This window comes from Streptosporangium sp. NPDC050148 (genome assembly GCF_055586505.1).
Window position 1 is genome coordinate 1 of the sequence record NZ_JBVJIA010000042.1, and the last position, 12506, is coordinate 12506.

The following is a 12506-nucleotide window of genomic DNA, read 5'->3' on the forward strand; positions in this document are numbered from 1 at the left end:
AAGGCCTTCGCCCTGCTGCACCACTTCCGCCGGTTGCGCATCCGCTGGGAAGTCCGCGACGACATCCACGAAGCCTTCCTCAGCCTCGGCTGTGCTCTGATCTGCTGGCGTCGCCTCAACTCATTGCGTTAGCAGCTCTTACTCAGCGGTGACAGGTACGTGTCCGGAAGAAGCCGAGGTGCGGCCGTCGATCTGTTCTCCACGTGGCTGAGCGGACATTCTCACCCTCCCGACTCGGACATACCCGATGATTTTTCGATGCTCGCGGAGGAGCGCTCACTACGGGCACGGGAAAACCGATCCAGTGGCGTCCCCGGTTTCCCGGAACCCTCAAAAGAGTGCCCTCTAATGGCTACTTTGAGTGTTGAAATCTGCGGTACATCGACGAGACGATTTGTAGAAAAGCTGTGTCGCCTGTGTCGCGGTGTGGAATTCTTCGCTGGACGGAGCCAAAATGTTCATGAATTCCGATCTCGATCCGAGAGTGAGCAATCTGGCTCTCTTCGGTGCGGAACTCCGTAAATATCGAAAAAGGGCAAAAATAACTCAGGACGAGCTGGCCGAGGTGACCCAGTTCAGCAGGAGCCTGCTGAGCTTCGTCGAGAGAGGCGAGCGCACTCCCAGTCGCAACCTGGCACAACGCTGTGACGAGGTCCTGGAGGCGGGCGGAGAGCTCGTCCAGCTCTGGGAGTACATCACCCACGCCGCGAGCCCTCGGTGGTTCCGGGGCTGGCTCGATGTCGAACCGGCCGCGCACACGCTGCACACCTGGGAGCCGCTCGTCATGCCCGGCCTGCTCCAGACCGAGGAATACGCGCGGGCGGTCATCCGCGGAGAGCCCGGCATAACCGACGAGCAGACAGAAAAAGCCGTCACCGCTCGAATGGAGCGTCAGACGATCTTGGGTCGTGACGACCCGCCCCTGTTTCGTGCGGTGATCGACGAGGGCGTTCTGTATCGCCCCATCGGCGGCGGAGACGTCATGCGCCGACAACTCGAACGGCTCGTGCGGGCGATGGAGTCCCCGCGAATCGGCGTCCAGATCGTTCCCATGGAACTGGGAGTGACAACGGGAATCCTCGGCGGTTTCGTGATCGCCCAGCTTCCAGGGAACCCGGATATGGTGTACATCCAGTCTGCGATCCAGGGAAATGTGTCGAGTCGCCCCGAAGACGTGGAGGCCATCCACGCCAGATACGACGCCCTGCGCGCGGAGGCGCAACCCCGGCGCGCGTCCATCGAGTTGATCAGAAAGGCCGAGAAGCTGTGGATCTGAGTGATGAGCTGAAGAGCGCGGCCTGGCGCAAGGCCACCAAGAGCGGATCTGACCAGGGAAACTGCCTGGAGGTGGCTCCGTTGTCGGGTGGCCGGGTGGGGTTGCGTGACACCGAGGCTCCCGAGCGCGCGCCGTTCGTGGTGAGCGCGAGCGTCTGGGACGCCTTCATCGACGGCGCCAAGAAGGGCGAGTTCGACTTCTAGTCCGACAGGACGCTCATGCCGGAGCCGATCGGTTGCGCGCCGCGATCGCCGAGTTGTCGGCTCTGCTGGAAGAGCCCGAGCAGGTCGCGTCCACCCCGTCCCCGCCGACCGGCGGACACCGGTCGGCAGAGGCCGGGTGGCCGGTCAGCAGACGCCGGGCAGCGAGCAGACCTTCACCGCCATCTTCCGGGCGTCCTTCAGCTGCCGGCGGAAGTCCGAGGCGTGCACCCCGCTGTACTCCCTGGCCTGCGTGTAGCTCACCAGGGCGCGGCCCTTGCGCACGATGACACCCCGCTGGCCGCCGATGGCCGGGCCCGCGTCCCTGCGGTCGTAGTTCTGGACGATCACCCGGACGGCCTGGTCCCCCACCTTGATCTTCTTCGTCCGGCCCTTGGCGATCACCTGGTCGCCCTGATCGACCTCGCATCCGCCGATCCGCCTCCGCAGGTCGGCCAGGGCCGTGCGCGCAGCCCGCTCGGAGCGGTAGATCACGACCTGCTCGGCCTGGTAGACCTCCAGCGCCGTGTAGGTGACCGTCCGGGTGCTCACCCGGCCCCGGTCCGTGGAACGGCCCACGTCGCAGGGCGAGAGGTTGAGGCGTTCATGCCGGTCGCTGATCGTCCACTTCTCCTCCCCCGGGTGCTTCACCGGCTTGCGGGCCTGGGACTCGTGGAGCAGGAAGTTCCTCGGCAGTTTCCCGCCGGTCTTCTCCGCTCCCGCGTGCTGCTCCGCGGTGGCGGCCGTCCCGGTGGCCGCCGCGGCAGCGGCGCCGCCTCCCGTCAGGACGAGCGCGGTGAGCGCCCCGGCCGCCATCTTCGCCACGCGATGCATCGTCCGCCCCGTACCCGCCATGGTGACTCCCCCGTGTCCGTGCTCCGGTCTCATGCTCGGTACGACAGGCGTTCCGCGCAAAAGGTTCACGCCCATGGAGAAGAGATCCGCGGCCGGGCACAGCGCACCCGTTACCGTTGCCGGATGCACACCATCGAGCTGACCTGTGACGACATGCTCGACTCGGCGGTGCGCGCGGCCTGGGACCGGCTGGCGGCCGAGGGACTTCCCAGCCAGGCCCGGCACCCGCACCCGAGCAACCGCCCCCATCTGACGCTGGCGGTCTGCGAACGGCTGCCGCCCGACGCGCCGGCCGCGTTCGCCGAGGCCTTCGGTGACCTGCCGGTGCCGGTCAGGCTGGGGCCGCTGCTGCTGTTCGCCGGCCGGGCGCGGGTGCTCGCCTGGGGCGTGGTGCCGGAGGCCCGGCTGCTGGCCGTACACGCGGGGGTGTGGCGGGTGCTGGGCGGCTCCTGCGGCGGCAACCCGCTGCACGCGCCGGGACGGTGGCTCCCGCATGTGACGCTCGCCCGCAACCTGGACGCCGCGACCCGGGCGCGGGCGGTCACGGTGCTCGACGGGCTGGCCGAGGCCACCGGGGCGTTCTCCGGCGCGCGCAGCCACGACGGCGCGCTCCGCACGACCGTCCCCTTGGCGGGACAGCACTGACCGGGCCTGTCACCGCCGCCCCTTCCGGGGGTGCTCGACGAGCAGGCCCGGCAGGGCCGCGGCGCCGCCGCCTTGCCCTCATCCGTACGTTCGCGTCATATCAATGATCCCGGTCGCCGGTCGGCCGTGTTCGGTTCGTCCACGGTGCCTTCGGGATTCCTGCCGGCGGACTCGACGGCCCGATCCGGGGTACGGCGATCCGGACCCGTCGCGGAGGACGAGCGCAGCCGGTCGGTCAGGAACCCCTGGAAGTGGGGGCACGTCATGATGTCGTCGTGCGGGCATTCCAGGCCGCCCTCCAGCATGTCGAGGGCGGCCTGTGCCCGGGCGATCCGTGCCAGCAGCCGCTCACGGTGGCGGGCCATCACCTCGTGGCGGTCCGGTGCGGACCGGGCGGCCAGCATCGTCCGGATGTCCGCGAGCCCGAAGCCCGCCTCCTTCGAGATCAGGATCGCCGCCACCCGGTACAGGTCCGCGTCGGTGTAGCGGCGGCGGTCACCCGCACGAGCCGGTGTCATCAGTCCTTCCGACTCCCAGTGACGCAGCACGTGTGTCGGCAGTCCGAACTGGGCCGCCACTTCGCCGATTGACTTCATGTCGACATTAAGTCGCACACTGATGACCATGTCCACACTGCTTACTCTCCTTGACGCTCTCGACGACCTTCCCCAGGCCCGCGAACTGCGGGAACGCACGTACCAGGCGCTGGGCGACAGCGTCGTCGACGTCGGCTGCGGAAGCGGGCGCGCCGTCGGCGAGCTGGCCGCCCGCGGGGTGAGGGCCATCGGTGCCGACCTGGATCCCGCCATGATCGAGGTCGCCGCCGAACGCTGGCCCGCGGGCGAGTTCCATGTCGCCGACGCCACCGCGCTGCCTCTCGACGACGGCTCGGTCACCGGCTACCGCGCAGACAAGCTCCTGCACGCCCTCGCCGAGCCCGAGCGAGCCGTCGCCGAGGCCCGCCGGGTCCTGGCCGTGAACGGCCGTGCGGTGCTCACCGGCCAGGACTGGGACACGTTCGTGATCGACTCCGACGATCCCGGACTCGTCCGCACGCTCGTCCACGCCCGCGCGGACGCCATGCCGAGCCCGCGGGCCGCGCGCCGGTACCGGAACCTCCTGCTGGACAACGGGTTCGTCGACGTCACCGTCGAGGTCCACACGATCGTGTGGACGGGCCCCGAGGGCCTGCCGATACTCGCCAGCCTGGGAGAGGGGGCCTGGCTCGACGAGCAGGCCGCCAGGGCGCGCGACGACCGGCTCTTCCTCGCCGTCCCGGTCTTCCTCGCCTCCGGGACCCGCGCCGGCTGAGCACCGGTCCGGCATCGACGATGATCGTCGGAAGCGTGGCGGATGACACCAGCCCACGCCGGAAGAGCGTCGACGCGGTCCTGTACGTGGTGCGATCCGGCTGCCCGTGATGCCGCCTCCCCGCCGAGGCTGTGGCATGTTCGTCGGATGAATCGTCTTTCCCGTTCCCGGATCCAGCGACGATTACGGTCGCTGGCCTGCCTGGAGGTGCTGAACGTCCCGTTGCAAGCGGTGATCTGGTTCGGCGTGTTCGGGCTGCCGGTCACCGTGGGTAACATCGCGGGCTTCGTGTTGTTCGCGCTCCTCTTGCTGGAGGGGGCGGGGTACTGGTCAGCGAAGTCGCGCCAGATAGCCACACGGAACAGGTTCCTCCCGGGGCGCGGAGCCTTCAAGACCCTCCGTAGAGGTAACGTCGCCGTGCTCGCCGTCGGACTGCTGTTCGTCGTCGGGACGGTGGTGACCGATCCGGGGATCGGCAGCTGGCCCGGACTGGGGTTCGGACTGTTCGCCGTGCTGGAGCATGTGAATTATTTTCACGTCCAGCTCATGTACGACACCGCTGAGGATCTCCGCCACCTGCGCTCACACGGCCTGCGTCACGCTCACCTGGCCCGTGATCTCGCTCTTCACGAGAAACGTGCCGCCTACCGCGTCCGCGGCGACGAACGGTGACTCCGATACCGACGTCCCCGCGCGGACCCTCCGCTCAGGCGCCCTCGCGGGCGAACCAGGCGACGGTCCGGCGCAGGCCCTCCTCCAGGCCGACGACGGGCCGCCAGCCGAGGATCTCGGTGGTGGCGGTCAGGTCGGCGATCCTGGCGCTGTCCAGGGGGCGGTCGCCGAGCGCGCCGTAGCGGGGGCGGGCCTCACCGCCGACGCCGACGCCGCCGACGATCCGGACGAGCAGGTCCACGGTGTCGCGGATGGAGGTGCCCTCTCCCGAGCCGATGTCGAAGGTGCGGCCCGCGGCCTCCGGGGTCGCGCCCGCCGCGAGGAAGGCGTCGACCACGTCGTCGACGTGGACCCAGTCGAGCTCGCGCGTGCCGCTGCCGAGCTCGGGCTCCCGGCCGCGCAGCAGCGACAGCGTCACGTACGGGACCAGCTTGCGGACGTCCTGGGGGCCCGGCCCGTAGACCATGCCGATCCGCAGGGTGCTGACCTGGACGTCCCACAGGTGGTGGAACATCCGCGCGTACCCCCCGGCGGCCCACTTGGAGGCCGCGTACGGCGAGGACGGGGCCCGCTCGCCCTCGTCCGGCCGGAGCTCCTCCAGGGAGCCCGCCAGGACCACCCGGGCCGGGGTGCCGGCGACCGCGGTCAGCAGGTTGACCACGCCGGTGAGGTTGCTGTGCAGCATCGGCAGCACGAGCTTCGGATCCCTGGCCCCGGCGACCTCGCTGGCCAGGTGGAACACGACGTCGGGGCGGACGGAGCGGACGAGCCCCCCGACCGCGTCCGCGTCGGCGACGTCGGCGACGTGCCAGGTCTCGCCGTGCTCCGAGCCCTCCCGCACCCTGCGGCCGACGGCGTGCACCCGCGCGCCGAGCCCGCCCAGGCGCCTGACCAGATGCGTCCCGATGAAGCCACCGGCCCCCGTCACCAGCACGGGCCTGGCGCGCCAGTACGTCTCCGCCACCGGGTCGGCCATGTGCTTCCTCCTGGTTCGGGGGATTCGGGGGGAGCAAGCGGTAAGGCCCGCTCCGAGGAGCGGGCCTTACCGTGTGGTCGTGCGCGTGGTACCGGTCAGCCGATGCGCCAGGTGTCCCCGGCGAGCAGCAGGTCGTTCAGGTCCCCCGGGCCCTTGTCCCCGACGGCCTCCTGGAGCTGGGCGGCCATGAGCTCGTCGTAGGACGGGCGGTCGACGTTGCGGAAGACGCCGATCGGGACGTGCTCGAACGAGGGCTCGTCCAGCCGGGAGAGCGCGAACGCCAGCGACGGGTCGGCGCGGCGGGCGTCGTGGACGAGGATCTCCTCCTCGCTCACCGCCGACCTCGGGACGACCTCGATGCCGCCGTCGGCCGCCCGGCGTACGGCCTTGGAGGCCGAGGCGATGGGCATGCCGTGCTCCAGGCGCAGCGTGATCTCGTCGCGCTGCTCCGGGTCCTTCAGCGGCTCGAAGGCGTTGTCGTTGAAGATGTTGCAGTTCTGGTAGATCTCGACCAGGGAGGTCCCCCGGTGCTCGGCGGCCTCGCGCAGCACCGACTGCAGGTGCTTGCGGTCGGAGTCGATGGTCCGGGCCACGAAGGACGCCTCGGCGCCGATGGCCAGCGAGATCGGGTTGAACGGCTTGTCCAGCGACCCCATCGGGGTCGACTTCGTGATCTTCCCGACCTCGGAGGTCGGGGAGTACTGCCCCTTGGTCAGGCCGTAGATCCTGTTGTTGAACAGCAGGATGTTCAGGTTGACGTTGCGGCGCAGCGCGTGGATCAGGTGGTTGCCGCCGATGGACAGCGCGTCGCCGTCACCGGTGATCACCCACACCGACAGGTCGGGACGGGACGCGGCCAGGCCGGTCGCGATCGCCGGGGCGCGCCCGTGGATCGAGTGGAACCCGTAGGTGTTCATGTAGTACGGGAACCGCGACGAGCAGCCGATGCCCGAGACGAACACCATGTTCTCGCGCTTGAGGCCGAGCTCGGGCACGAACGACTGGACCGCGGCCAGGATGGCGTAGTCACCGCATCCGGGGCACCAGCGGACCTCCTGGTCGGACTTGAAGTCCTTCATCCCGAGCTTGACCTCGGACTTGGGGACCAGCGAAAGTCCGCCGCCGCTTCCGGGGAAGGACACTTCGGTACTACTCACTGTCGATCACGTCCTGAATAACGCCGGCGAGTTCCTCGGCCTTGAAGGGAAGCCCGCGCACCCGGTTGTAGCTGATGATGTCGACCAGGAAGCGAGCGCGGAGCAGGAGCGCGAGCTGGCCGAGGTTGATCTCCGGCAGGAGCACCTTGTCGTAGGCGCGGAGCACCTCGCCGGTGTTGGCGGGCAGCGGGTTGAGGTGGCGCAGGTGGGCCTGGGCGACCTTGCCGCCGGCCTTCCTGATGCGCCGCACCGCCGCCGCGATCGGCCCGTACGTGGAGCCCCAGCCCAGCACCAGCACGCGGGCGTCGCCGTCGGGGTCGTCCACCGCGAGCGGCGGGATGTCGTTCGCGATTCCGTCGATCTTGGCCTGGCGGACCCGGACCATCCGGTCGTGGTTGCCGCCGTCGTAGGAGATGTTGCCGGTGTTCTCGGCCTTCTCGATGCCGCCGATCCGGTGCTCCAGGCCCGCGGTGCCCGGGATCGCCCAGGGGCGGGCGAGGGTCTCGGTGTCGCGCTTGAACGGCAGGAAGGTCGTGCCGTCCTCGGCGTTCGGCCCGGAGGCGAACTCGGTGGAGATGTCGGGCAGGTCGGCCGCGTCGGGCACCTTCCACGGCTCGGAGCCGTTGGCCAGGTAGCCGTCGGAGAGCAGCATGACCGGGGTGCGGTACTTCACCGCGATCCTGGCCGCCTCCACCGCGGCGTCGAAGCAGTCCGACGGGGTCGAGGGCGCGACGATCGGCAGCGGCGACTCGCCGTTGCGGCCGAACATGGCCATCAGCAGGTCGGTCTGCTCGGTCTTGGTGGGCATTCCGGTGCTGGGACCGGCCCGCTGCACGTCGACCACGAGGAGCGGCAGCTCGGTCGTCACCGCCAGGCCGACGGTCTCGGCCTTGAGCGCGACACCCGGCCCGGAGGTCGTGGTGACGCCCAGCGCCCCGCCGAAGGCCGCGCCGAGCGCCGCGCCGACGCCCGCGATCTCGTCCTCGGCCTGGAAGGTACGGATGCCGAACCGCTTGTGCCGGGAGAGCTCGTGCAGGATGTCGCTGGCCGGGGTGATCGGGTAGGACCCCAGGAAGAGCGGGAGCCCGGACTGCACCGAGGCGGCGATCAGGCCGTAGGCGAGCGCCTGGTTGCCGGAGATGTTGCGGTAGACGCCCGGAGCGAGCTTGGCGGGCTTGATCTCGTAGGAGACCGAGAACGACTCGGTGGTCTCGCCGTAGTTCCAGCCCGCCTGGAAGGCCGCGATGTTGGCCTTGGCGATGTCGGGCTTCTTGGCGAACTTGGTCTCCAGGAACTGGATCGTCGCCTCGGTGGGCCGGTGGTAGAGCCAGCTCAGCAGCCCGAGGGCGAACATGTTCTTGGAGCGCTCGGCGTCCTTCTTGGACAGCTCGAAGCCCTCCAGCGCCCGGACCGTCAGCGAGGTCAGCGGCACCGGGTGGACCCGCCACTCGGCGAGCGAGTCGTCCTCCAGCGGGCTGGCGTCGTAGCCCACCTTCTGCAGGTTGCGCTTGGTGAACTCGTCGGTGTTGACGATGATGTCGGCGCCGCGCGGCAGGTCGGACAGGTTGGCCTTGAGCGCGGCGGGGTTCATCGCGACCAGGACGTTGGGGGCGTCACCGGGGGTGAGGATGTCGTGGTCGGCGAAGTGAAGCTGGAAACTCGACACGCCCGGCAGGGTGCCTGCGGGGGCGCGGATCTCGGCCGGGAAGTTGGGGAGCGTCGAGAGGTCGTTGCCGAACTCCGCGGTTCCGGCCGTGAAGCGATCACCGGTCAGCTGCATGCCGTCGCCGGAGTCCCCGGCAAACCGGATGATCACGCGGTCGAGTTGCTGAACCTGCTTGGTCACAGCTCAGTCCTCCTCGACGCGACAGCGCGCCGTTGTTCGTGGCACATTCTTTTTTCCATGCTAGATCCTCGGGGTGACGCGTAGTCTTTTCGCGCTCCACTCGGCAGAGGAAAGTGACCTTTGTCGCATTGTCCTCGGCGGCCTTGAGTCGAAGCCTGGGGGCGTGCGTGCACGGCGCATCGCGGGCGTCCATCGGCCCGCGGAGAGGTCACGATCGCGGACGGCCGGCCCGACACAGCCCGGCCGCGATCCTGCACAGGTCGACGTGCAGGCGGCCGAAGAGGACGGTTGTGGTCACGCCGTCCAATATATGTCCCGTCCCCGAGCGGCTCTCATCGCCTCCGGTTATGGCCTCATAGCCCCAGGGTATGACGCGGGCAGTCGCTCCGGCGCCTCGGGGGCCGCCCCGGAGTCGTAGATCCAGCCCGGCCGCATCGTACGCCCACCGTACAGCTCGGGGACGGTGACGAAGGTGTAGCCCGCCGCGGTGAGCCTGCGAAGGATCTCCGGGGCCGCGTCCACGGTGGGGCCGTGGAAGTCGTGCATCAGGACGATCGACCCCGGGCCGGTGCGTGCCACGACCCGGCCGGCGATCGCCCGAGGGTCGGGGTCGTTGCGGTCCTCGGCGTCGGCGTTCCAGCGGACCACGGCCATGCCCAGCTCGCCGGCGACGGTGGCGACCCGCTGGTCGATCCCGCCGTAGGGCGGGCGCATCAGCGTGGGGGCTTGGCCGACGGCCTGGGCGATCGCGTGCTGCGCACGGTTGAGCTGCGAGGTGACCATGAGGGTGGTCAGCCCGCTCAGGTCGCGGTGCGACCAGGTGTGGTTGGCCACCAGGTGCCCCTCGTCCCGCATCCGCCGCAGCAGGTCGGGACGGGCCGAGGCGCTGGAGCCGAGGCTGAAGAAGGTGGCCCTGGCGCCGTGCCGGCCGAGGACGTCGAGCAGCCGCCCGGTGTCGGGGCCGGGCCCGTCGCTGTAGGTCAGCGCCACGCACCGGGTCCTGGCGCAGTCCGCGCCGCCGGCCTTGGAGCTGCGGGCCGGGGGCTTGTCGGTGCTCGCCGCGAGCATGTCCTGCCACGCGCTGCCGGACGGCCCGGACGCCGACAGGACCGCCCGCCGCGCCCGCAGCCCGGTCGGCGACAGCAGCGGCTCGGAGACGGCCGACGGCACGGCGACCGCCACCCGGCCGGTGTCCCTGGGGCCCGCCTGCCCGTCGTCGAACTCCACGACGAGGTCGCCGCGCGGGTTGAAGACCAGGGAGTCGAACATCCTCGGGTCGGGCCTGAGCGGGTCGAGGCGTACCGGCGTGCCCCGCCGGGCCATCTCGTCCCCGACCGCTCCGGCCAGCGTGGCCAGCGCGGCGTCGTCCCTGATCAGGCCCGCCGATCCCATGACGCGCCGGTCCGCCCGGTCGTACCAGAGGGTGGTACGGGACTCCCGCCAGCCCGCGTCCATGGACCGGCCGATGCGCAGCCGTACCCCCAGGACCTCCTCGGAGGCGGCGGCCAGCATCCAGTCCACGTTGAACTCGGGGGCGGCCGTGGTGTCACCGGGGGTCTTCTGCCAGGTGAAACGGTGAAGCTCGTCGTCGACCACGTCGCGGAGCCGGTCGGTGAGCCGGGGGGCTCCTGCGAAGGCGGGGTAGGCGGCGTGCACCCGCCGGCCTCCGCTCTCGCCGGTGCTCAGCGTCCTGGCGGTCAGGCCATGGACGACGGACGGGTCCACGTAGTTGATCATCGTTGGTTCCGAGGGCAGGGTCCGCGTGATGGGGGAGGCGGTGGCTGCGCCGCAACCGGCGAGCATTGCGACCATCCAGGCGATTCCTCCGATGAATCGCTTTTGTGCCATAAATAGATATTAAACCTACCAATGAGCTATTTACCCTTATTTGATATTAAGTGCACGGAGGCTTTAGCCGTTCCGTTCCCCGAACGACCGCCGCTTCCTGCTCCGGTCCGGGACCGGGGCCGCCTCCCGGTCCGCCGCGTGACGGCGGCGGTGGATCCTGCTATAGGTAGGACGAGGGAGCTCCGCCGCGCGGATCCCGGGAGGAGGGGCCATGAGCGGATATTTCGGCTCATATGTAGTGGTCCTCGCGCTGTTCGCGATCGGCCTGCTGATCGTCGCGGGAGCGCTGCTCGTCAACCGGGCGCTCCGTCCCAGCCGCCCCACCCACGAGAAGCTGCTCACCTACGAGTGCGGCGTGGACCCGGTCGGCGACGGCTGGGCGCAGTCCCAGATCCGCTACTACGTCTTCACCTACCTGTACGTGGTCTTCGCGGTGGACGCGGTCTTCCTCTTCCCATGGGCGACGATCTTCGCCGCGCCGGGATTCGGGGCGGCCACCCTGGCCGAGATGTTCGTCTTCCTGGGCTTCATCGCGCTCGGCATCGTGTACGCCTGGCGCAAGCGCGTGCTCACCTGGACCTGAGTCCCGGCGGGCCGCCGGAGCGCGGGCGCCGACACTGAAGGAGAATGCGTGCCATGGCGGATCTCCCGATGCCCACCGTGGGGCCGGTCTCGCGGCTGGCCCCCAAACCCATGCGCTTCATCCTCAACTGGGGACGGCGCTACTCGCTGTGGGCGTTCAACTTCGGCCTGGCCTGCTGCGCGATCGAGTTCATCGCGACCTCGATGAGCAGGCACGACTTCATCAGGTTCGGGGTGATCCCGTTCGCCAACGGCCCCCGGCAGGCCGACCTGATGATCGTCTCGGGCACGGTGACCGACAAGATGGCGCCCGCGGTCAAGCGGCTCTACGAGCAGATGCCCGACCCCAAGTACGTGATCTCCTTCGGCGCCTGCTCCAACTCCGGCGGCCCCTACTGGGACTCCTACTGCGTGACCAAGGGCGTCGACCAGATCATCCCGGTCGACGTGTACGTGCCCGGCTGCCCTCCCCGGCCCGAGGCCCTGCTCCACGGGATCATGATGCTCCAGGAGAAGATCGCGGCCGAGAACCTGGGGGATCGCTATGCCTGACCTGCCCGACGCCACGTCCGGGACCGGATCGGCGGCGGGGTTCGCGGCCGGCCTGGCGCGGGACGGGCGCGCCCGGGTGTCGGACTCCTTCGGCCAGACCACGGTGGACGTCGAGGCCGGCGACTGGATCGGCGTGCTGACCTCGGCCCGGCAGGCGGGGTTCGAGTTCTTCGACTGGCTGACCGCGGTGGACGAGCCCCCGGAGGAGTTCGCGGTCGTCGCCCACCTGTACGCCCCGGCCTGTCGCTCGCACCTGCTGCTGCGCACCCGCCTGCCGCGGGCCGACCCCCGGCTGCCCACCGCGGTCGGGGTCTTCCGCGGGGCCGACTGGCACGAACGCGAGACCTTCGAGATGTTCGGCGTCGTCTTCGAGGGCCACCCGTACCTCGTGCCGCTGCTGCTGCCCGAGGGCTTCGAGGGGTTCCCGCTCCGCAAGGACTTCGTCCTGGCCGCCCGGGTCGCCAAGGCGTGGCCGGGGGCCAAGGAGCCCGGCGAGTCCGACCACGGCTCGCCGAGCCGCCGCAAGACGCTCCCGCCCGGGGTACCGGCCGGCTGGGGACGCGACCGTGGTGCCTGAGACGCCCCG

At 69.9% G+C, this 12506-nt stretch carries 14 protein-coding genes and 1 pseudogene; 9 read left to right on the forward strand and 6 right to left on the reverse strand.

Annotation, left to right across the window (positions count from 1 at the left end):
• The 3 genes and pseudogenes from ACZ6RT_RS32695 to ACZ6RT_RS32705 form a co-directional block, all read left to right on the forward strand.
• Positions 1 to 132 (forward strand): annotated as a pseudogene (locus ACZ6RT_RS32695) (IS5/IS1182 family transposase); the annotation flags it as partial.
• Positions 133 to 454: 322 nt separating this feature from the next.
• The gene (locus ACZ6RT_RS32700) at positions 455 to 1276 is read left to right on the forward strand and encodes a helix-turn-helix domain-containing protein (RefSeq protein WP_470157713.1); all 822 of its coding nucleotides are present in this window, start codon (positions 455 to 457) and stop codon (positions 1274 to 1276) included.
• Entirely contained in the window at positions 1267 to 1479 is a 213-nt protein-coding gene (locus ACZ6RT_RS32705; protein ID WP_350961927.1) for a DUF397 domain-containing protein, read from the forward strand. The genes ACZ6RT_RS32700 and ACZ6RT_RS32705 overlap by 10 nt, the downstream gene beginning before the upstream one ends.
• A gap of 144 nt (positions 1480 to 1623) precedes the next feature.
• Here ACZ6RT_RS32705 and ACZ6RT_RS32710 read toward each other — a convergent pair whose 3' ends face one another.
• A complete protein-coding gene (locus tag ACZ6RT_RS32710) occupies positions 1624 to 2301 on the reverse strand; it encodes a hypothetical protein (protein ID WP_470157715.1) in 678 nt (225 codons plus the stop codon).
• Between the two features lie 153 nt (positions 2302 to 2454).
• Here ACZ6RT_RS32710 and ACZ6RT_RS32715 point away from each other — a divergent pair, with 153 nt between their 5' ends.
• Positions 2455 to 2976 carry a 2'-5' RNA ligase family protein gene (locus ACZ6RT_RS32715; RefSeq protein WP_470157717.1) on the forward strand — a complete coding sequence of 174 codons (522 nt, stop codon included), beginning with the start codon at positions 2455 to 2457 and terminating at the stop codon, positions 2974 to 2976.
• A 95-nt stretch (positions 2977 to 3071) separates the two neighbouring features.
• Here the strand turns inward: ACZ6RT_RS32715 and ACZ6RT_RS32720 are convergent, their stop codons facing one another.
• Positions 3072 to 3572 carry a MerR family transcriptional regulator gene (locus ACZ6RT_RS32720; protein WP_470157719.1) on the reverse strand — a complete coding sequence of 167 codons (501 nt, stop codon included), beginning with the start codon at positions 3570 to 3572 and terminating at the stop codon, positions 3072 to 3074.
• A 28-nt stretch (positions 3573 to 3600) separates the two neighbouring features.
• On the opposite strand from ACZ6RT_RS32720, the gene ACZ6RT_RS32725 reads away from it, so the two are divergent.
• Both ACZ6RT_RS32725 and ACZ6RT_RS32730 read left to right on the forward strand, forming a co-directional pair.
• Positions 3601 to 4287: a methyltransferase domain-containing protein gene (locus ACZ6RT_RS32725; protein ID WP_470157721.1), complete on the forward strand. Its 687-nt coding sequence runs from the start codon at positions 3601 to 3603 to the stop codon at positions 4285 to 4287.
• A 147-nt stretch (positions 4288 to 4434) separates the two neighbouring features.
• Positions 4435 to 4959 carry a hypothetical protein gene (locus ACZ6RT_RS32730; RefSeq protein WP_470157723.1) on the forward strand — a complete coding sequence of 175 codons (525 nt, stop codon included), beginning with the start codon at positions 4435 to 4437 and terminating at the stop codon, positions 4957 to 4959.
• Between the two features lie 34 nt (positions 4960 to 4993).
• On the opposite strand, the gene ACZ6RT_RS32735 is transcribed toward ACZ6RT_RS32730, so the two are convergent.
• From ACZ6RT_RS32735 to ACZ6RT_RS32750, 4 genes are all read right to left on the reverse strand, one after another.
• A complete protein-coding gene (locus tag ACZ6RT_RS32735) occupies positions 4994 to 5935 on the reverse strand; it encodes an NAD-dependent epimerase/dehydratase family protein (RefSeq protein ID WP_470157725.1) in 942 nt (313 codons plus the stop codon).
• A 95-nt stretch (positions 5936 to 6030) separates the two neighbouring features.
• Positions 6031 to 7092, reverse strand: coding sequence for a 2-oxoacid:ferredoxin oxidoreductase subunit beta (locus ACZ6RT_RS32740; protein WP_344890778.1), 1062 nt, complete (start codon positions 7090 to 7092; stop codon positions 6031 to 6033).
• Positions 7085 to 8938, reverse strand: coding sequence for a 2-oxoacid:acceptor oxidoreductase subunit alpha (locus ACZ6RT_RS32745; protein ID WP_399185488.1), 1854 nt, complete (start codon positions 8936 to 8938; stop codon positions 7085 to 7087). The genes ACZ6RT_RS32740 and ACZ6RT_RS32745 overlap by 8 nt, the downstream gene beginning before the upstream one ends.
• Before the next feature lie 345 nt (positions 8939 to 9283).
• Positions 9284 to 10786: a polysaccharide deacetylase family protein gene (locus tag ACZ6RT_RS32750; protein ID WP_470157728.1), complete on the reverse strand. Its 1503-nt coding sequence runs from the start codon at positions 10784 to 10786 to the stop codon at positions 9284 to 9286.
• Positions 10787 to 10997: 211 nt separating this feature from the next.
• On the opposite strand from ACZ6RT_RS32750, the gene ACZ6RT_RS32755 reads away from it, so the two are divergent.
• From ACZ6RT_RS32755 to ACZ6RT_RS32765, 3 genes are read left to right on the forward strand one after another with little or no spacing between them, the layout of a single operon-like run.
• Positions 10998 to 11369, forward strand: coding sequence for an NADH-quinone oxidoreductase subunit A (locus tag ACZ6RT_RS32755; protein WP_344890770.1), 372 nt, complete (start codon positions 10998 to 11000; stop codon positions 11367 to 11369).
• A 53-nt stretch (positions 11370 to 11422) separates the two neighbouring features.
• Positions 11423 to 11920 carry an NADH-quinone oxidoreductase subunit B gene (locus tag ACZ6RT_RS32760; protein ID WP_184537730.1) on the forward strand — a complete coding sequence of 166 codons (498 nt, stop codon included), beginning with the start codon at positions 11423 to 11425 and terminating at the stop codon, positions 11918 to 11920.
• Complete coding sequence (locus ACZ6RT_RS32765; RefSeq protein WP_399185490.1) at positions 11913 to 12497, forward strand: NADH-quinone oxidoreductase subunit C; 585 nt, start codon at positions 11913 to 11915, stop codon at positions 12495 to 12497. Before ACZ6RT_RS32760 ends, ACZ6RT_RS32765 begins: the two co-directional genes overlap by 8 nt.
• Positions 12498 to 12506: the final 9 nt, after the last annotated feature.

Coding starts and splice junctions, on each gene's coding strand:
- ACZ6RT_RS32700 (WP_470157713.1), top strand. CDS start 455: ATGTTCATGAATTCCGATCTCGATCCGAGAGTGAGCAATCTGGCTCTC.
- ACZ6RT_RS32715 (WP_470157717.1), top strand. CDS start 2,455: ATGCACACCATCGAGCTGACCTGTGACGACATGCTCGACTCGGCGGTG.
- ACZ6RT_RS32720 (WP_470157719.1), bottom strand. CDS start 3,572: ATGAAGTCAATCGGCGAAGTGGCGGCCCAGTTCGGACTGCCGACACAC.
- ACZ6RT_RS32725 (WP_470157721.1), top strand. CDS start 3,601: ATGTCCACACTGCTTACTCTCCTTGACGCTCTCGACGACCTTCCCCAG.
- ACZ6RT_RS32730 (WP_470157723.1), top strand. CDS start 4,435: ATGAATCGTCTTTCCCGTTCCCGGATCCAGCGACGATTACGGTCGCTG.
- ACZ6RT_RS32735 (WP_470157725.1), bottom strand. CDS start 5,935: ATGGCCGACCCGGTGGCGGAGACGTACTGGCGCGCCAGGCCCGTGCTG.
- ACZ6RT_RS32750 (WP_470157728.1), bottom strand. CDS start 10,786: ATGGCACAAAAGCGATTCATCGGAGGAATCGCCTGGATGGTCGCAATG.
- ACZ6RT_RS32755 (WP_344890770.1), top strand. CDS start 10,998: ATGAGCGGATATTTCGGCTCATATGTAGTGGTCCTCGCGCTGTTCGCG.
- ACZ6RT_RS32760 (WP_184537730.1), top strand. CDS start 11,423: ATGGCGGATCTCCCGATGCCCACCGTGGGGCCGGTCTCGCGGCTGGCC.
- ACZ6RT_RS32765 (WP_399185490.1), top strand. CDS start 11,913: ATGCCTGACCTGCCCGACGCCACGTCCGGGACCGGATCGGCGGCGGGG.